This window comes from Neorhizobium sp. CSC1952 (assembly GCF_030378245.1).
Taxonomy (GTDB): Bacteria; Pseudomonadota; Alphaproteobacteria; order Rhizobiales; family Rhizobiaceae; genus Neorhizobium; species Neorhizobium oryzae_A.
In genome coordinates this window covers 953149-970724 of sequence record NZ_CP128416.1, presented here as the reverse complement: position 1 = coordinate 970724, position 17576 = coordinate 953149, and the positions used below count along the sequence as shown (strand labels likewise).

The 17576-nt window shown below is 62.1% G+C and carries 19 protein-coding genes; 13 read left to right on the top strand and 6 right to left on the bottom strand.

Annotated features, from left to right (window positions below; genetic code table 11):
- Nucleotides 1-106: 106 nt before the first annotated feature.
- The 13 genes from QTA58_RS05050 (at nt 107) to QTA58_RS04990 (ending at nt 12182) form a co-directional block, all read left to right on the top strand.
- Nucleotides 107-1720 carry a globin-coupled sensor protein gene (locus QTA58_RS05050; RefSeq protein WP_289671948.1) on the top strand — a complete coding sequence of 538 codons (1614 nt, stop codon included), beginning with the start codon at nt 107-109 and terminating at the stop codon, nt 1718-1720.
- Nucleotides 1720-2013 carry an STAS domain-containing protein gene (locus QTA58_RS05045; protein ID WP_085422315.1) on the top strand — a complete coding sequence of 98 codons (294 nt, stop codon included), beginning with the start codon at nt 1720-1722 and terminating at the stop codon, nt 2011-2013. The genes QTA58_RS05050 and QTA58_RS05045 overlap by 1 nt, the downstream gene beginning before the upstream one ends.
- A gap of 2 nt (nt 2014-2015) precedes the next feature.
- On the top strand, nt 2016-2381 hold the full coding sequence (cheY1, locus tag QTA58_RS05040; RefSeq protein ID WP_037158833.1) for a chemotaxis response regulator CheY1: 366 nt from the start codon (nt 2016-2018) through the stop codon (nt 2379-2381).
- A 16-nt stretch (nt 2382-2397) separates the two neighbouring features.
- Nucleotides 2398-4713 carry a chemotaxis protein CheA gene (locus tag QTA58_RS05035; protein WP_289671947.1) on the top strand — a complete coding sequence of 772 codons (2316 nt, stop codon included), beginning with the start codon at nt 2398-2400 and terminating at the stop codon, nt 4711-4713.
- A 5-nt stretch (nt 4714-4718) separates the two neighbouring features.
- Nucleotides 4719-5186 (top strand): chemotaxis protein CheW, encoded by a 468-nt coding sequence (locus QTA58_RS05030; protein ID WP_085422317.1) that lies wholly within the window; start codon nt 4719-4721, stop codon nt 5184-5186.
- A complete protein-coding gene (gene cheR, locus QTA58_RS05025; protein ID WP_085422318.1) occupies nt 5183-6091 on the top strand; it encodes a protein-glutamate O-methyltransferase CheR in 909 nt (302 codons plus the stop codon). Before QTA58_RS05030 ends, cheR begins: the two co-directional genes overlap by 4 nt.
- Nucleotides 6088-7128 (top strand): protein-glutamate O-methylesterase CheB, encoded by a 1041-nt coding sequence (gene cheB, locus QTA58_RS05020; RefSeq protein WP_085422319.1) that lies wholly within the window; start codon nt 6088-6090, stop codon nt 7126-7128. The genes cheR and cheB overlap by 4 nt, the downstream gene beginning before the upstream one ends.
- On the top strand, nt 7129-7518 hold the full coding sequence (locus QTA58_RS05015; RefSeq protein ID WP_085422320.1) for a response regulator: 390 nt from the start codon (nt 7129-7131) through the stop codon (nt 7516-7518).
- Nucleotides 7515-8075: a chemoreceptor glutamine deamidase CheD gene (cheD, locus tag QTA58_RS05010; protein WP_085422321.1), complete on the top strand. Its 561-nt coding sequence runs from the start codon at nt 7515-7517 to the stop codon at nt 8073-8075. Before QTA58_RS05015 ends, cheD begins: the two co-directional genes overlap by 4 nt.
- Nucleotides 8076-8089: 14 nt before the next feature.
- Nucleotides 8090-8482 carry a hypothetical protein gene (locus QTA58_RS05005; protein ID WP_085422322.1) on the top strand — a complete coding sequence of 131 codons (393 nt, stop codon included), beginning with the start codon at nt 8090-8092 and terminating at the stop codon, nt 8480-8482.
- A gap of 147 nt (nt 8483-8629) precedes the next feature.
- Nucleotides 8630-10300, top strand: coding sequence for a flagellar basal-body MS-ring/collar protein FliF (gene fliF / locus QTA58_RS05000; RefSeq protein ID WP_289671946.1), 1671 nt, complete (start codon nt 8630-8632; stop codon nt 10298-10300).
- Nucleotides 10301-10704: 404 nt separating this feature from the next.
- Nucleotides 10705-11421 (top strand): helix-turn-helix transcriptional regulator, encoded by a 717-nt coding sequence (locus QTA58_RS04995; RefSeq protein WP_289673024.1) that lies wholly within the window; start codon nt 10705-10707, stop codon nt 11419-11421.
- A 14-nt stretch (nt 11422-11435) separates the two neighbouring features.
- Nucleotides 11436-12182, top strand: a complete 747-nt coding sequence (locus QTA58_RS04990) for a helix-turn-helix transcriptional regulator (protein ID WP_289671945.1) — start codon at nt 11436-11438, stop codon at nt 12180-12182.
- 46 nt (nt 12183-12228) lie between these two features.
- On the opposite strand, the gene QTA58_RS04985 is transcribed toward QTA58_RS04990, so the two are convergent.
- The 6 genes from QTA58_RS04985 to motA form a co-directional block, all read right to left on the bottom strand.
- Complete coding sequence (locus QTA58_RS04985; RefSeq protein ID WP_289671944.1) at nt 12229-12663, bottom strand: hypothetical protein; 435 nt, start codon at nt 12661-12663, stop codon at nt 12229-12231.
- A 5-nt stretch (nt 12664-12668) separates the two neighbouring features.
- Nucleotides 12669-13748, bottom strand: a complete 1080-nt coding sequence (gene flhB, locus QTA58_RS04980; RefSeq protein WP_085422327.1) for a flagellar biosynthesis protein FlhB — start codon at nt 13746-13748, stop codon at nt 12669-12671.
- 203 nt (nt 13749-13951) lie between these two features.
- Nucleotides 13952-15004: a flagellar motor switch protein FliG gene (gene fliG, locus QTA58_RS04975; RefSeq protein WP_289671943.1), complete on the bottom strand. Its 1053-nt coding sequence runs from the start codon at nt 15002-15004 to the stop codon at nt 13952-13954.
- 28 nt (nt 15005-15032) lie between these two features.
- Nucleotides 15033-15608: a flagellar motor switch protein FliN gene (gene fliN / locus QTA58_RS04970; protein ID WP_289671942.1), complete on the bottom strand. Its 576-nt coding sequence runs from the start codon at nt 15606-15608 to the stop codon at nt 15033-15035.
- Between the two features lie 57 nt (nt 15609-15665).
- Nucleotides 15666-16619 carry a FliM/FliN family flagellar motor switch protein gene (locus tag QTA58_RS04965; RefSeq protein WP_085423364.1) on the bottom strand — a complete coding sequence of 318 codons (954 nt, stop codon included), beginning with the start codon at nt 16617-16619 and terminating at the stop codon, nt 15666-15668.
- Nucleotides 16619-17488: a flagellar motor stator protein MotA gene (motA, locus tag QTA58_RS04960; RefSeq protein WP_085422330.1), complete on the bottom strand. Its 870-nt coding sequence runs from the start codon at nt 17486-17488 to the stop codon at nt 16619-16621. Before motA ends, QTA58_RS04965 begins: the two co-directional genes overlap by 1 nt.
- Nucleotides 17489-17576: the final 88 nt, after the last annotated feature.

Genomic DNA, 17576 nt, shown 5'->3' with positions numbered 1-17576 from the left:
GATCCGCTTTGGCGAGCGTTCCCCATTCATCTCCGGCGCTTGGGCCTCAGGAGCCGCGTGCCGCTGGTTCCCACAAGGGGATCGGCTTGATGAAGTGGGGACGGTTTTGGTGCAGGAAACGCCATCGGATCAGGCGCGACGGGGCCAGGCGGGCAGCCTGGGCGAGAGGCTGGCATTTGCCGGCCTCGACGGCGAACTGCGCGATCTTCTGCGGCGCTGCCGCCCCGAGCTCGACCGCCATGTCAAGGCCGGCCTGCGCGACCTCTTCCATCGTTTCCAGTCCTCTCCGGAGGCTGCCCGGAATTTCGAAAGCGAACAGCAGATCGAACGCCTGCACGACCTGCAGGCATCCCATTGGGGCGTGCTGACGGACGCCCGTTTCGATGCGCTTTACGCCGAGCGGGTGAAGCTGCTTTCCGACACCGAAAGCCGCATGGGCCTCGATCCGCGCTGGCATGTCGCCGGTCATGCGGTGATGCTGGAGCATCTGATCGCCGGCGCAATCGCCGACTTTTCTCCGAAATCGCTGCTGCCGGGCGGCCGCAAGCGCGAGCGGGACCTGCTGGACCTTGTCGGCGCAATCACCCGCCTGGTGATGGTCGATGTCGAGATCGCCGTTTCGCTCCGGTTCAACGAACTGCGCCAGAGGCATCAGCGCGCGCTCGCCGAACAGCGCGAGGCCGATCATGCGCAGGCGATCGAAACCTTTTCCGGCGTCATCGCGGCGCTTGCCGACCGCGACCTGACGGCCTGTCTTCCAGCCGACGTGCCGGAGGCCTATCGCGAATTGGCCGGTCTCCTCGACCAGGCGATCGCCGGCATGCGTTCCTCGGTCGAAACGGCGGAGGCCCATGGCCGCACGGCCGGCGCATTGACGCTGGAGCTTGCCGAGGGCGCACGTTCCGTCGCGGCGGCTTCGCAAGAACAGTCCGGCCGCCTGCAGGATGCGGTAAGGGCGCTCGTCGAGGTGGCGACGAAGGTCAAGGGCAGCGCCGCCGAGACGGCCGCCGCCGAAAAGGCCGCCGCCGAAACCCGCCGGTCCGTGGAGGCAAGCGGTGAGGTCGTCGGCCGCGCGATCAGCGCCATGGCCGATATCGAAACCTCCGCCGAGAAGATCGGCCAGATCATCGGCGTCATCGACGACATCGCGTTCCAGACAAATCTTCTGGCCTTGAATGCCGGCATCGAGGCCGCCCGCGCCGGTGAGACGGGGCGGGGTTTTGCGGTCGTCGCACAGGAGGTGCGGGCGCTTGCCCAGCGTTCCGCCGAGGCCGCCCGCGAGATCAAGACGCTCGTCACCGGCACCAAGTCCCAGGTGGATGCCGGGGTCGAGATGGTCCATCGCACGCAGGACGCCATCGGCGGCATCGTCCGCCAGGTTTCCGGCATCAACGATGCGATCGCCGGTATTGCCCTCAATGCGGACGAGCAGGCCGTGAGCCTCGACCGGCTGACCGCCGAAATCGGCGCGGTCGGCGAACGCGTGGCATCGAATGCAGGCCTCGCAGGCCGGACGGGCGAGGGGGCTGACGAACTTCAGACCGTGATCCTGGAACTCGGCCGCACGGTGCGCGAGTTCCGGATCGAGCGGCAGAAACGCTATGCGGACGAGCATCTTCCGGCAGTGCCGCACATTCAGCCGGCGCTCGCCGCGATCGCCGGCGACAGCCGGGCGGATGACGGCGAATACCTCTTTCACAAACGACAAGGAATGAGCTGATGGCAGCGAAGAAGGCTGGACCGGGAAGTTTGAAGCTGTCGGCGGTACTGGACCTCAACGAGGCTTCGGTCCTGCATGGTCAGCTGATGTCCATGCGCGGAAGCGATCTCGTGATCGACGCTTCGGGCGTCGAGCGGGTCGGCGTCCAGTGTGCGCAGGTCCTGGTCGCCGGCGTCAGGGCCTGGGAAGAAGACAGGAAGTCCTTTCTCGTCGGAAAGGCTTCGGATGCATTTCAGAAGACGATGCAACTCATCGGCATCAATATCGAAAATTTGGTTCCTAAGGAGATCTAGCAATGAAGAAAAAAGTGCTGACCGTGGATGATTCACGGACGATCCGGAACATGCTTCTGGTGACCCTCAACAATGCGGGGTTCGAGACCATTCAGGCGGAAGACGGCGTGGAAGGCCTCGAGGTTCTCGAAGACGCCAACCCGGACGTCATCGTCACCGACATCAACATGCCGCGCCTCGACGGTTTCGGCTTCATCGAGGGCGTCCGCCGCAACGAAAAATATCGCGCCGTCCCGATCCTCGTGCTGACGACGGAAAGCGACCAGGAAAAGAAGAACCGGGCCAGGCAGGCCGGCGCGACGGGCTGGATCGTCAAGCCCTTCGATCCTGCCAAACTGATCGATGCGATCGAGCGTGTAACCGCCTGAGCCAGGAATTCCTCCGATGGATATGAACGAAATCAAAGAGATCTTCTTTCAGGAATGCGAAGAGCAGCTCGCTGAACTGGAGTCGGGTCTTCTCAAGCTGAACGACGGGGATCGCGACCCCGAAACGGTGAATGCCGTTTTCCGTGCCGTTCATTCCATCAAGGGAGGCGCCGGCGCCTTCGGCCTGGACGATCTGGTCTCCTTCGCCCACGTCTTCGAAACGACGCTGGACTGCGTGCGTTCCGGCAAGCTGGAGCCCGGCCCGGACGTCCTCAAGGTGATGCTGAAATCGGCCGACGTGCTTGCCGACCTCGTCAGCGCCTCGCGCGACGGCGGCAGTGTCGACGAATCGCGCAGCCGCGGCCTTGTGAAGGAGCTCGAAGCGCTCGCGAACGGCGAGCTGCCGTCTTCTTCCGGCTCCGAGGCGCCCAGAGCGGCTTCCAAGCCGGCCGCCAAGGCCGCCCCTGCTCCGGAAGAGGCCCCGAAACCGACCGATGAGAGCGGTTTCCAGCCCATTCCCTTCACCTTCGACGGCTTCGGTGAAGACGAGGAGCCGGCGCTCGAAGGTTCCGTCTACGACGTGACTTTCAAGCCGCGCCGGGAACTCTATTCCAAGGGCAACGAGGCGGCGCTCCTGTTGCGCGACCTGTCGCGCCTCGGCGAGATGAGCATCGCCTGCGACATGGATGCCTTGCCCGCCCTCGACAAGATGGACCCGGAGGCCTCCTACTTCGCCTGGAAGATCTCGGTGAAGACCACCAGGAGCGAGGACGATATCCGCGCCGTCTTCGAATTCGCCGAATGGGATTGCGACCTCGAGGTGCGGCTGGCGGACGAGACCCCTTCGGACGAAGAACAGCCGATGATCCCGGTGCCCTTCGACCTCTCGATCCTCGACGGGGCTTCCGAAGCCGAGGAAGAGGACAAGGCCGTCGAGCAGGCTGCGGCTGAAGAAGCCGCCGCGGCAGCCATATCCGCCGCCGAGACCGCCGCCAGCGTCGCCAAGGCCGCCGGCGCGGCTGCGCGCGCTGCCGAGAAGAAGGAATCCGCGGCCTCCGCCGCTGCGGCCGCAGCAGCGGCCCAGAACAATGCCGCAGCCGCTTCGGCCGGCCAGACGATCCGCGTTGATCTCGACCGCGTCGACCGCCTGATCAACCTGGTGGGCGAGCTCGTCATCAACCAGGCGATGCTGTCCCAGAGCGTCATCGAGAACGACACGACCGGTACGTCTTCGATCAACATGGGCCTCGAAGAGCTGCAGCAGCTCACCCGCGAGATCCAGGACTCGGTCATGGCGATCCGCGCGCAGCCGGTAAAGCCGGTCTTCCAGCGCATGTCGCGCATCGTCCGCGAAGTGGCCGACATGGTCGGCAAGCAGATCCGCCTGATCACCGAGGGCGAGAACACCGAAGTCGACAAGACGGTCATCGACAAGCTCGCCGAGCCGCTGACCCACATGATCCGCAACGCCGTCGACCACGGCATCGAAACGCCCGAGAAGCGCGAGGCCGCCGGTAAGAACCCGGAAGGCACCGTCCGCCTCTCCGCCAAGCATCGTTCCGGCCGTATCCTGATCGAGCTCGCCGACGACGGCGCCGGCATCAATCGCGAGCGCGTCCGCCAGAAAGCGATCGACAACGACCTGATCGCCGCCGATGCCAACCTCTCGGACGACGAGATCGACAACCTGATCTTCATGCCGGGCTTCTCCACCGCGGACAAGATCTCCGACATTTCCGGCCGCGGCGTCGGCATGGACGTGGTCAAGCGGTCGATCCAGGCGCTCGGCGGCCGCATCTCGATTTCGTCCAGGCCGGGCCAGGGATCGACCTTCACCATGAGCCTGCCGCTGACGCTTGCCGTTCTCGACGGCATGGTGGTCACGGTTGCGGGCCAGACGCTGGTCGTGCCGCTCACGGCGATCGTCGAAACCCTGCAGCCGGAAGCATCCGCCATCCATTCCTTCGGCGCGAACCAGCGGCTCATCTCGATCCGCAACTCGTTCTGCCCGCTGGTCGATGTCGGCCGCATCCTGAACTTCCGCAACACCCAGGCGAACCCGGTCGACGGCGTCGCGCTGCTGGTGGAATCGGAAGGCGGCGGCCAGCGCGCGCTGATGGTGGACGCCATCCAGGGCCAGCGCCAGGTCGTCATCAAGTCGCTCGAAGCGAATTACACCCACGTCCCGGGCATCGCCGCGGCCACCATCCTGGGTGATGGCCGCGTCGCGCTCATCCTCGATGTCGATGCGGTCGTCGCGGCCTCGCGCGGCCAGTCCCTTAGACCGGAAATGGCGCTGAAGCCTGAAATGTCACTCGCAGCCACGGGTTAATTGGTATGTCGTACGCCGTGAAAAACCTTGTCCAGGGTAGTCGGGAGTTGATCGCCTTCCGCATCGGTGATCAGGAATTCTGCGTCAACATCATGTCCGTCCGCGAAATCCGCGGCTGGACGCCGGCAACGCCGATGCCGCATGCGCCGTCCTATGTCAGGGGTGTCATCAATCTGCGCGGAGCGGTGCTGCCGATCGTCGATCTTTCCGCTCGCCTCGGCATGAAGGATGCCGAACCCACCGCGCGCCACGTGATCATCGTGGCACAGGTCAAGAGCCGCGTGGTCGGTCTGCTCGTCGAGGCCGTTTCCGATATTCTCACGATTACCGACGAGAATATCCAGCCGGTACCGGAAGTCTCTTCCGACCTGGAAAAGCAATATGCCCGAGGGATTCTCGCCATCGACAAGCGGATGATCTGCATGATCGAGCTCGACGCCCTCTTCCCGGAAAAGGAAAGCGAAGCTGCATGAGGCCTTTGGGCGCCATCGAAAGCCGACAGTCGCCGGACGAGGTGCTCGCCAGCGGGGAATATCCGCTGACGCGCCGCGACCTCGCCGACATCGCGGCGATGATCTATGCGGATGCCGGAATCTATCTCAACGATTCCAAGGCGTCGCTCGTCTATTCGCGTCTTTCGAAGCATATCCGGGCGCTGGGTCTGCGCGGCTTCAAGGACTATTGTGCACTGGTCGCCTCGCCGGAAGGCGCGGCCGCACGCCGCGAGATGCTCTCGCACCTGACGACCAACTTCACCCGGTTCTTCCGCGAAAATCATCACTTCGACCACCTGCGCGACGAGGTTCTGCCGGGGCTCATCGGCCGCGCCAAGAGCGGCGGCCGCGTGCGCATCTGGTCGGCCGCCTGTTCGGACGGGCAGGAGCCCTATTCGATCGCGCTCACCGTGATGTCGCTGCTGCCGAATGCGGCCGATTACGATTTCCGCATCCTGGCGACCGACATCGACCCGAAGATCCTGGCTGCGGCCCGCGCCGGCCTCTATGACGAGAACGCGCTGGAGACCATGACGCCGGCCATGCGCAAGCAGTGGTTCCGCGAAGTGGACGCGGGCGGAAGGCGCAAGTTCCAGATCGACGACCGGGTCAAGAAGCTCATCACCTTCAACGAACTGAACCTGATGGCGCAATGGCCCTTCAAGGGCAATTTCGACGTCATCTTCTGCCGCAACGTCGTCATCTATTTCGACGAGCCGACGCAGATGAAGATCTGGTCGCGGTTCGCCTCGCTGCTGCCCGAAGGCGGACATCTTTATATCGGCCATTCCGAGCGCGTCTCTGGCGACGCGAAAAACCTGTTCGATAACATCGGCATCACCACCTACCGTCATGCCGGTAAGAACGCGGGGAGGAAAGCATGAGCGCTCCGGCACGAGTCCTTGTCGTCGATGATTCACCCACCATGCGTGGCCTCATCACGGCCGTCCTGAATTCCGATCCGGAAGTGAATGTCGTCGGTCAGGCCGGCGATGCTCTGGAAGCCCGGGCGGCGATCAAGCAGCTCAATCCCGATGTCGTCACCCTCGACATCGAAATGCCCAACATGAACGGGCTGGAATTCCTCGAAAAGATCATGCGCCTCCGGCCCATGCCGGTGATCATGGTTTCGGCCATGACCCATCAGGGCGCCAATGCGACGCTCGCGGCGCTTGAGATCGGCGCCTTCGACTGCGTCGGCAAGCCGGCGCCGGGCGATGCCCGCCCGTTCGTCGATCTGGCGGAAAAGGTAAAGGCCGCGGCCCGTTCGAGCCATCGGCGCGCCGAGCCCGTATCGATCCCGGCGGCGACGCCCGCGGCGGAATATCGCGTCGGCCGCAAGGTTGTGGCGATCGGATCCTCAACCGGAGGTGTCGAGGCGCTGATCACGGTGCTGCAAAAGTTCCCGCAGAACTGCCCGCCGACCGTGATTACTCAACATATGCCTTCCACGTTTACCAAAAGTTTTGCTGAACGGCTTAATCGTATCTGCGCTCCTGTGGTGCAGGAAGCCACCGACGGTGCGCGGCTGGAGATCGGCAAGATCTATCTGGCGCCCGGTGGCGAGCGGCATTTGCAGGTGGTCAATCCGTCGGCGCCATGTTGCCGGCTGGTCGAAAAGGAGCCGGTCAACGGTCACAGGCCTTCGGTGGATGTCCTTTTCGAATCGGTCGCCGACCTGGCCGGCCGCAGCGCCGTCGGGGTTATTCTGACGGGCATGGGACGCGACGGAGCTGCCGGTCTGCTCAAGATGCGCAGCGCAGGCGCGCGCACCATCGGGCAGAACGAGAAAACCTGTGTGGTCTACGGCATGCCGAGGGTTGCCTACGAAATGGGGGCCGTCGAGCAGCAGCTGCCGCTGGGCTCCATTGGAGAAGAAGTGTTGAAATTAACTGCCGCCCGAAAAGAAGGTACCGAATAAATGTCTCTCGCTGAAAAAATCAAAGTTCTGATCGTCGATGATCAGGTGACCAGCCGCCTGCTGCTCAGCGACGCTCTGACACAGCTCGGCTTCAAGCAGATCACTGCCGCCGGCGACGGCGAGCAGGGCATGAAGATCATGGCCGAGCAGCCGCATCATCTGGTGATCTCGGACTTCAACATGCCGAAGATGGACGGCCTTGGCTTCCTTCAGGCTGTTCGCAGCAATCCGAACACCAAGAAGGCGGCGTTCATCATCCTGACCGCTCAGGGTGACCGGGCGCTCGTGCAGAAGGCGGCCCAGCTCGGCGCCAACAACGTTCTCGCCAAGCCGTTCACCATCGAAAAGATGAAGGCCGCTATCGAAGCGGTGTTTGGAGCATTGAAATGAACGACGCGGCTGCAGCCAGGCGTGTCCATATCATTCAGGGGGAATACAAGGTCGTCAACGACCCGAACGTCGTTCTGTCGACGATCCTCGGCTCATGCGTGGCTGCATGTCTTCGCGATCCTGTCGCCGGTATCGGCGGCATGAACCACTTCCTGCTTCCGGGCTCCGGCGGCTCCAGCGCATCGGGCGGCGATGCGACGCGCTACGGCGTGCATCTGATGGAGCTTCTGATCAACGGCCTGCTGAAGCAGGGAGCCCGGCGCGACCGGCTGGAAGCGAAGATCTTCGGCGGCGCCAAGACGATTGCCAGTTTTTCGAATGTCGGCGAGCAGAATGCCGCATTCGCCATGCAATTTCTCAAGGACGAAGGCATTCCGGTGGTCGGCTCCTCCACGGGCGGGGAGCATGGACGCAAGCTCGAGTTCTGGCCGGTCAGCGGCCGGGCTCGCCAGTATCCGCTGACCGGCGCCGAAACCCAGAGGACCGTGGCGATGGAAGAGCGTCCCCTGCGCATGCCGCCCCCGAAACCTGCCGAAAATTCCATCGAATTCTTTTAATCACGGGGAAAGCCATGAACGACATCGCCACGCCGCCGAGCGTTTCCCTCGAGGAGCCGCTTCCCGAAATACTGATGCGGCTGGTGTCGGAGCTCCACGATGTCGCCTATCTGATCGAGCGCGTCGAGCCGCAGCTCATCGAAATCGGCGGCTCGGCCGTTCTCCAGTCGCCCGACAGCATCAAGGTTCTCCAGGGTATCGACCTCGCCGTACAGAAAACCCGCGGCATTGCCGAATTCATCGACACGATCACCGCCACGATTCCGGAAAGCTGGATGGTCGATGTCTCCACGGCCCTCAACCTCGTCAAGCTGGCCGACATGCAGAAGGCCCTTGCCAGCAACGGCCTGCGTCACGGTCACTCCCAGCCTCTGAGCAAGGCTGCCGGCGACTTCGACTTTTTCTGACGCTGTTCCTTCAGGCCGTCGGATATAGAGCCTCTCCGTTCATAATCGTCAAAATCCCTTCGTGTGCGAAACGTTCGCACAAGCTTCGCTTTCTAGGGTCCGCCTGGGCATAGGCTCTATATCCTTGTTTGGCGATGCGGGAACAGAATGAATCTGTTGGCTCAATTTTCACCAGTCTTTAAAAATCTGGCCAGTCTTGGCCGGACGCGACTTATTGCTTTGGGCGCCGTCGGCGCCGTTTCGATTGCGATTGTGCTTGCTGCGGCCATCTATGTGAACAGGCCGGCCTACGAGACACTTTACGTCAACCTGGAGACCGCCGACCTCAACCAGGTCAGCATGGCCCTTGCCGAAGCGAACATGGCCTTCGAGGTCGGCGCGGACGGAAAAAGCATCCAGGTTCCGGTCGGCACGACCAGCAGGGCGCGGCTTCTGCTCGCCGAACGCGGCCTGCCGAACAGCACCAATGCCGGTTATGAACTCTTCGACAATGTCGGCTCGCTCGGCCTGACCTCCTTCATGCAGGAGGTTACCCGCGTTCGTGCGCTCGAAGGGGAAATCGCCCGGTCGATCCAGCAGATCAACGGCGTTTCCGCCGCCCGCGTCCATATCGTGATGCCGGATGTCGGCAATTTCCGCAGAGGCGAACAGAAACCGACCGCGTCGGTGATGATCCGGGCAAGCTCGACGACCGGCCGCAAGGCGGCTTCGTCGATTCGTCACCTGGTCGCGTCGGCCGTTCCCGGTCTCGACGTGGACGACGTCACGATCCTCGATTCCACCGGCCAGCTGCTTGCCTCCGGCGACGAGTTCGGCGGCAGCGAGATGAACAAGTCGCTCGGCATCGTCCAGAACGTCCAGCAGGAAATCGAGAACAATATCGACAAGGCGCTCGCGCCTTTCCTCGGCATGGACAATTTCCGTTCCAGCGTGACGGCCACTCTCAACACCGACAGTCAGCAGATCCACGAAACCGTCTACGATCCGAACTCCCGGGTCGAACGCTCCGTCCGCACGACGAGGGAAAACTCGCAGTCGCAGCAGAGGCAGGACGACAACGCCACGACCGTCGAGCAGAACGTGCCGCAGGCAGCGCCCCAGCAGGGCGGTGCGAACGGTCCGCAGTCGTCCGACCAGTCCGACAAGCGGGAAGAACAGACCAACTACGAGATCAATCAGAGGACGGTCGCCACCACGCGCAACAGCTATCAGATCGAGAAGGTCTCGGTGGCGGTGGTCGTCAACAGGGGCCGGATCGCGATGATGGTCGGTGAGCCGGTCGATCAGGCCAAGGTCGACGCCTATCTCGCCGAGATGCAGAAGATCGTCTCTTCTGCTGCCGGCATCAATGGGGAACGCGGCGACGTGGTGACACTGACGGCCATGGATTTCCTGGAGAACCAGCTTCTGGACGAGGCCGCCGGCGGTCCGGGCTTCATCGAAATGGTGAACCGCAATATCGGCGGCATCGTCAACTCGCTCGCCTTCGTCCTGGTTGCCTTCCTGGTGGTCTGGCTCGGCCTGCGCCCGCTCGTCCGCACCGTCACCGGTACCGGCGTCGCCAGCGAAACGGCGACCGAGGGCGCCGGCCTTGAACTGCCGGATTTCTCTCCGGCAGGCGGCCCGGCCCTTATGGACGGTTTCGGCTCGGACTTCGGCTTCGACAGCTCGACCGACATGCTGGGCGGCGACGAAGGCGAGGGCTTCAACCGCCGCGTCAAGGAAGGTCCGGAGAAGCGTCTGGCCCGTATGGTCGAGATATCGGAAGAACGCGCGGCGAAAATTCTTCGGAAATGGGCGATCGAAAAGGCCGCCTGAGCAGGTATCACGAAAATATGATTATGCTGGGCCGGGCTCTCCCGGCCCATTTCTTTTCAGTCCTGCCACACACTTGGCCAATTTGTCTGAATCACGAATCAATGAATAAAGGCCTGCAACTGGGGAAATCCTGTCTCCGGCGATGGTAATTCGGCAGGCGTCTCCTACAATGGCCATGATTCGTATGGCGATTCCAACGGTCTGAGGCGGGTGGACCTGCGGCGGCACTCCGCTGAAGACGAGAAATGAAAGCGGTCGCGAAATGTGGCCCTTTCGTGATTTGCCGAAAATCGGGATCGTTTCGCCGCAAGAACGGTTGTGCGTATGTGCCGCGATGTGCGCGTTCATGATGAATGCGCGACGTGGCGGGGAGCGGATGACGGATGGAGTTGTCGGGGGCAGACATGGTGGCGGAGGGACGCTCCTACCAGGAGACGGCCGTTTCCAGGGGACTGTCGCGTGAGCAGTTGGTGCGTCGTCTTTCTCTGGCGACGAGTTCCAACAACGTTCAGGCGGTGATGCGCCTGCTCGCCGATTATGTCGGCGCTTCCCACTTTCTGCTGGCCCGCTACGACCTCATCCAGGAACAGGGCCTCGATTTCATCGTCACGTCCAACTGGCCCTTCGATCTCGTACGGCGTCTGGGATCTGAGCTTGCAAGCGGTTACGCACGCTCCACCGAATTGGAAAAATGCCTGTCGCTGCTGACGCCCAGTTTCGCGCTGCTGCCCGACGACGCGGTTCCGCCGGACGACATCAGCCGGCAGTATTGCTCCCTGACCTTCTGCGTCGGCAGGACGCGGTTCTCGCTGATGCTGCTCTTCCTCGAGGGCATCATCCTCTCGCAGGAGCGCCTCAAGGAGGTAGGCCTGTTTGCCGCCTACGGAGCGAGCTTCGCGGAGGGGACGGATGCCAGGACCGAACGCGATTTCGAACTGACCGAGCGCGAACTGGAATGTCTCTTCTGGATCGCGGAGGGCAAGACCAGCGACGAGATCGCGGTGATCCTGGGCATATCGCGCAACACGATCAACAACTACATCACCAGCGTGATGCGCAAGACGGCGACGAAGACACGTTCGGAGGCGATCGCCTACGCGGTCCGGAACAATCTGGTATAGGGGATAGAATTTCGATGGGGTATTCGCGCAGCGGTACGGCAGATGGACCTGGAGGCATCCAGTATCTGCGCCTGCAGCGCGCTTCGAGCCGGTCGGACATCTTCCCCAAGCTCATCGCCATGCAGAAGAACCTGAAGGCGCGCAATTTTGCGGTTTTCCGGATCACGGGGGCCGGGCTGCCCAACAAGCGCAAGCTTGTGTGCGAACTGGAGAACTGGGGAACCGGCGCGGCCGAAAACGGCAACCGCTTCATCAGCGGTTATGGCGAGGTCCTGCTCGATCACATCGAGGTCTCACTTCTTCCGCTGATATGGAACGGTTCGGAAAACGCCAGCTTTGCCGACGCCGGGGAATTTTCGTCCCTGACGCGCCGGCTGGAGCCCGGTGTGGTTCCGTTCTCGGGCATTGCATTTCCGGTCCGGCTCGGCGCCCTCGGCAATGGCTATGTGACTTTCCTCGCGACATCCATGGAGCTTGGAAGCGATGCCGTCATCGACCAGCACGTGAGAAGCTGCCAGGTGATGATGGACCTGCTCGCGCTCGACGAGCGCCGCGGTGTACCTGCCGAATCATTGAGCGAGCGGGAGATTGCCTGTCTGCAGCTCGCCGGCGACGGGCGCATCAGCGAAGAGATCGCCGAAAAGCTCGGCCTCTCGGTCCATACCGTCAACGCCTATCTCGGTTCGGCCACCATCAAGCTCGATTCGGTCAACCGCATCCAGGCGATCGCCAAGGCGATCAGGCTCGGCTACATCCACTGATTTCCCGAAGCGGAAGCAAGGCCCGGAATATTGTTCCGCAGAAGCCTCACATCTGGGAGGCGCTGATTCTGACGAATTTGGCCTCCTGCAGGCTCCTCGCCAGGAAGGCTGTGTTGTCGTCCGGATTGTCGGAAGGCTCCTGGAAGGAGATGTGGTCGATTTCCAGTCCGGCCTGGCGATCCGCAAGCTTCAGGCGGGCGTAGACCGAAACTCCCCGCGGCTTGATTTCGAGATCGAGCACGACTTCCGGGACGCCGTCCCATTCGAGCTTGTAGTCGCCGCCGGCGCCGAAGCTCACGGTGCCTGGATGGAAATAGAGTTCAGCCGCCGAAGAAACGAGATCGGCAAGGCTGCTGTGGCATTCCAGTCGTAGAAGCGCGATGAGGTCGCCGGCATCGAGCAGGCGAAGTTCCGATGCCACCGGGCTGATTGCTTGTGCGACGATCTTTTCCCGTTCGGTGGAATAGCTGCATTTCTTCATGACGCTCAGTGTGTCCGTTTCTTGAGCGACCGGGATGCGTAGACCCGGTGCACGAGTTCTGCCACAGCCTTGTAGAAGACTGGTGGGATGACACTATCCACCGAGACTTGCGCAAACATGGAGCGTGCCAGGGGCGGATCCTCGAAGACGGGAATGCCGTTCGCCTCGGCGGTCTCGCGAATTTTGAGCGCAATCAGGTCCTGGCCCTTCGCCACGACGACGGGGGCGTCGTTCTCTTCACGCACATAACGGAGCGCGACCGCATAGTGGGTCGGGTTGGCGATGACCAGCGTCGCGCGCGGCACGTTGTTGATCATGCGCCGGCGGGCCCGATCGCGCGCCACCGATTTCTGGCGCGATTTGACGATTGGGTCGCCCTGGGCCTGCTTGTACTCGTCCTTGATCTCCTGCTTGGTCATCTTGAGTTCGTTGTACCAATGGCGGCGCGTCCACAACACGTCGATGACGGCAAGCAGTGCGGTCGAGAGGACGACGACGATCACCATCTTCCGCACGATCGTGTCCAATTTCACGAGGATGACCTGCGGATCGGAGAACATCGCGTCGAGCGAGGCGAAAAATTCGCCGCGCAAGGCGAAATACATGATGAGCGAGACCACCAGGATCTTGAACAGCGATTTGCCGAACTCGACGAAACCCGGAACGCTGTAGATGCGCCCGAAGCCCTTCATCGGCGAGACGCGCGAAATCTGCGGCCTGACGCGCTCCAGAACCATGGAAGGCATGTTCTGCGCCAATGACGAGCCGAGGCCGAAGACGATGAAGAGCAGCATCGCCGGGACCAGGAATGCCGCAACGGCCCAGGCAAGGTGAACGCCGAGCGAGATTACGTCGGTCGCGTTTTCGAGCCGCCATTGGTCCGGCTGCTCGAAAAGGTCCTTCAGCGTCTGCCCGATCCGCGCCACGCCGGAGGGCAGGAAGAAGATGAGAAAGACGTAGAACGCCAGAACCGAGGCGAAAAGCGGCAATTCGCGCGAGAAGGGCACATTGCCCTTCTCCGCCGCGTCGGTCATTCGTTTGGCGGTCGGGTCTTCTGTTTTGCTGTCTTTATCGTCGTCCGCCACGGTTCAGGACCAATCGACGTTCGGGTTGCAAGGACGGCTCGAACGAATCGAGCCGTTGCGGCGATGTTATCGCATCGCCCGCTAACCGCTAATCGAGTCGAGAAAAAGATCACGGGATAGACGGCTGCGGAACTGAGGCCGGAAACGGGAACGGAGCGGAATTGCCTCCGCTCCGTTCCCTTCCTCGTGCAGTGTCGCGGAAATCAGGCGGCCTCTGCGGGTACTTCGCCTTCCTTCTTTTCTTCCTTGAGAATGATCTGGCCGGCATTGGCAAGCCGGATCGCTTCCTGTGCGACGGCACGCCGGGCCATCGCTACCTCGCGCGGATTGAGGTTCGGGCTCTGAACCGCGAGATCGCTTTCGATCATGCGGCGCTGGCGCGGGCTGATCGCGGAAAGCACGCATTCCTTGATCTCGTTGTTTGCGCCGCGCAGCGCCATCGTGAGGATGTCGGAAGCAACGTCGTTGAGCAGCATGACGCGGCTGCGCTGCGGCATGTACATGAGGTCTTCGAAGAGGAAGATCTTCGGGCGGACCTTGTTGACCGATTCCTTGCTGATCGTCTCGAGCGAACCGAGCAGCGTATCGACCTGGTTCTTCTCGAGCTCGTTCATGAGTTCCGCGACCTTGTTCGAGCCGTTGGAGTTGCGCTCCGCTTCGATCGCGTTGATCAGCTCGATCACCCGGTTCTCGATGATCTGCGCTGCCTTGGGGCTGACTTCCTTCATGTTGACGGCGCGGTTCATGATGTCGGCGCGGCGGCTTTCCGGAAGCTGGAGCAGCACTTTCGCACCGAAGTTCGACGGCATCTGCGAAAGGATGTAGGCGATGGTCTGCGGATGCTCGCGCGAGAGGAATTTGCCCACGAAGGCCGGGTCGGCGTCCTGCAGGCGGTCCCAGATGCTCGCCTGATAGCTTTCGAAGGCGGTGCGGCGGCCGAGCAGGCCGTCCACTTCTTCCGGCGTCAGGCCGGCCTCGAGAATGCCCTCGATCGCTGCCGCGTTGTCCATGAGGCCGGTGCCTTCGGTGAACAGGTCCTCGAACTCGTTGACGAGCTGGAGGAGCTCGTCCGGCGGAATTGAGCGGAGCGTCTGCGCCGAGGCGATGATGTTCTGCAGCTCGCTCTGGGTGAAATACTTGAGAAGCTTGCCGGCGACGCCCTTGCCCATGGCCAGCAGAACTGCCGCCGCCTTTTCGGCCTGGGACAGCGGTTTCGTGGAAAGCGCGCCGCCGCCGAAATCCTCAAAGTCCATCATGGTCTTCCTTCTCTGTCCCAAACCGGGATCAGGTTCTTCTCGTGCTCAGTACTTCCGTCAGCCTCACGCCGAAGCGGGTATCGTCATTCTCCAGGACGGTGATCTCACCCTTGCCGATGCGGCGGCCGTTGACCATGATCTCGACCGGTTCGCCGATCTTCTTGTCGAGCGCGATCGTGGCGCCTTCTTCCAGGCTCATCAGGCCGGACACCTGCATCCGGCTCGTTCCGAGCACGATCTCGACATCGATCGGGATATCCATGATGAGGTCGAGATTGGCGTTGAGGGCGCTGCCCGGTTCCTGATAGGCCGCGCCGTCCGCCGAAGCGCCGAAATCGCTGCCACCGAAATCGCCGCCGCCGAAGCCCGCATCTCCGGCGAAGCTTTCGGTCTGTGCCTCGAAGCCGCCGCCGAAGGAGGAGGTATCGGCCGTAAAGTCGCTGGTTGCCGGTGCGCCGAAATCGGCATCGAAGCCCGGAACGCCGCCGTCGGCATCGGTCTTCAAGACGCCGCGCAGATCGTCGATGGCCTGATCCAGCTCGGCTTCGTTGCCCAGCGGCATCAGTGCGTCGTCTTCGGTGAGGGGTGTCTTCTTCGTAGCCATGCGGTCATTATTCCTGTTGAAACTTGTGTCAGCCTGCCTTGCCGAAGCGCCTGCGGCTTAGCCTATCAGGTGTCTGAGGATCTCGTCGTCGGTACTGATATTATCCTTTACGCGGACTGTATAACGCTCGCCGGAGCGTCCGAATTCGCACGCATACATGTCCTTGCCGTTGGCGCTGACCTGAACCTGGACATCGCCCTTGTCCTGAAAGGCGATCACATCGCCGGCCGCGAGCCGCGAGATCGTTCCGAGCGTCAGTCTCTGCAGGCGGATGCGGGCCTCGAGCGTGACATGCGAGCGGCGGACCTGCTCGTTCATCCGCTCTGCCCATTCCTGCTTGGCCTTCGATACCTGGCCCCTGGCCCTCGGTGCCGTGACCTTGGTCTTCAGGAATATGCTTTGCGGAATGACGAGGGCGAATTCCGAAACGACCGGACCAAGCTCGATCGCCATGCGAATCGTCACGCCGAATTCCGGGCGCGCGAGCTCGTCCGGCTTCGGCCTGTCCTCGGCATTGTGGGGTCGTTCGAGGCTTGCCTCGAAACCGCCCGGCGCGTTGACGCCTGAACGAAGCACGTTGGCGATCCGGTCGAAGACCATCACCGCGAGGTCCAGCTCGATATCGGAAAGCGGGCGCTCGATGGGCTGCGTGATCGTGTCCGGCGCAGCTCCGAGCATCAGTTCCATCAGCGCGATGACGAAGCTGTTGCCGCAGGCGAGCACGAAGTTGGGGCACCAGTTGCGCAGCGCTCCGTCGGAAAGCGCAAACCCGTCGCCGAGATCGGCGATGAGGTCGTTCATCAGGCCGGAGGTACAGCTCAGATAGGAGACGCCGATCCGGATGCCGGTCTCGCTGTGGAACACGTCCGGCAGGAATTCCGTGTAGAGATGGGCGAATTCGCTGCTGATCCTCTCCACGGTCCTCTTGTCGCCGAGGCCGCCCGTCAGCTTGGCAAGAAGCGCCAGGTCCATCTTCGGCGCGATTGCTTGGTTCGCTTGATCGGTCGTCATCATGCCGCCTTTTCACCGCCAGGATTCATCATTTCCTGCTCGACCGAATCGATCGAGGGGCGTTCTTTGTTGGAAATCGTCTTGCGTCCGTATTCCAGGGCAACCTGCGGCACGGAGCCGTTCATGTAGGCGAGCAGCGTCTGCTTGACGATGATGTAGAGGCGGTGCTGCTTGGTCCGGACGACCTTGATCTGCGAGCAGAGCGGGTTGCAGACCGAATAGGAAAGAACGATGCCGAGCATCGTGCCGACGAGGGCGGCGCCGATGAGGCCGCCGAGAACTTCCGGCGATTCGTTGATCTTGCCCATCGCCTTGATGACGCCAAGAACCGCCGCGACGATACCGATGGCGGGGAAGGAATCCCCCATGATGGTCATCGCGTGGTAGGGCTTCATCTTGTCCTGGAACATCGTGTCGAGTTCCTCGTCCATCAGCGCCTCGATCTCATGGGAGCGGGCATTGCCGATGATGATCAGCCGCACGTAGTCGCAGATGAAGGCGGTCAATTCCTTGTTCTTCAGCACCGTCGGGGCGGTCTGGAAGATCGAGGATTCCTCCGGGTTGTCGATATGCGCCTCGATCTCGTTGCGCGACTTGGTCCTGAGGTCGCGCATCAGCGAGTAGAGGACGCCGAGCACGTCGAGATAGTGACGCTCCTTCGGAACGGCATTCCTGAAGGCCTCGCTGAGAGCCTTGCCGGAATCCTTCACGACTTTCATGGGGTTCGCCATGATGAAGCCGCCGAGGCCGGCGCCGCCGATGATCATCAGTTCGAAGGGTTGCACGAGAACGTCGATGTGGCCGCCCATGGCCATGAAGCCGCCGAGAATACAGCCAACGGTGATGACCAATCCGATAATAATATTCATCGCGTACCTGTGCCGATCGTTTTCGTTTGGTTTTGGGATACGGCCTCTGGCTTGCGTGAGGCTGGTTCTGAAGGCGCTAATGGAAGGG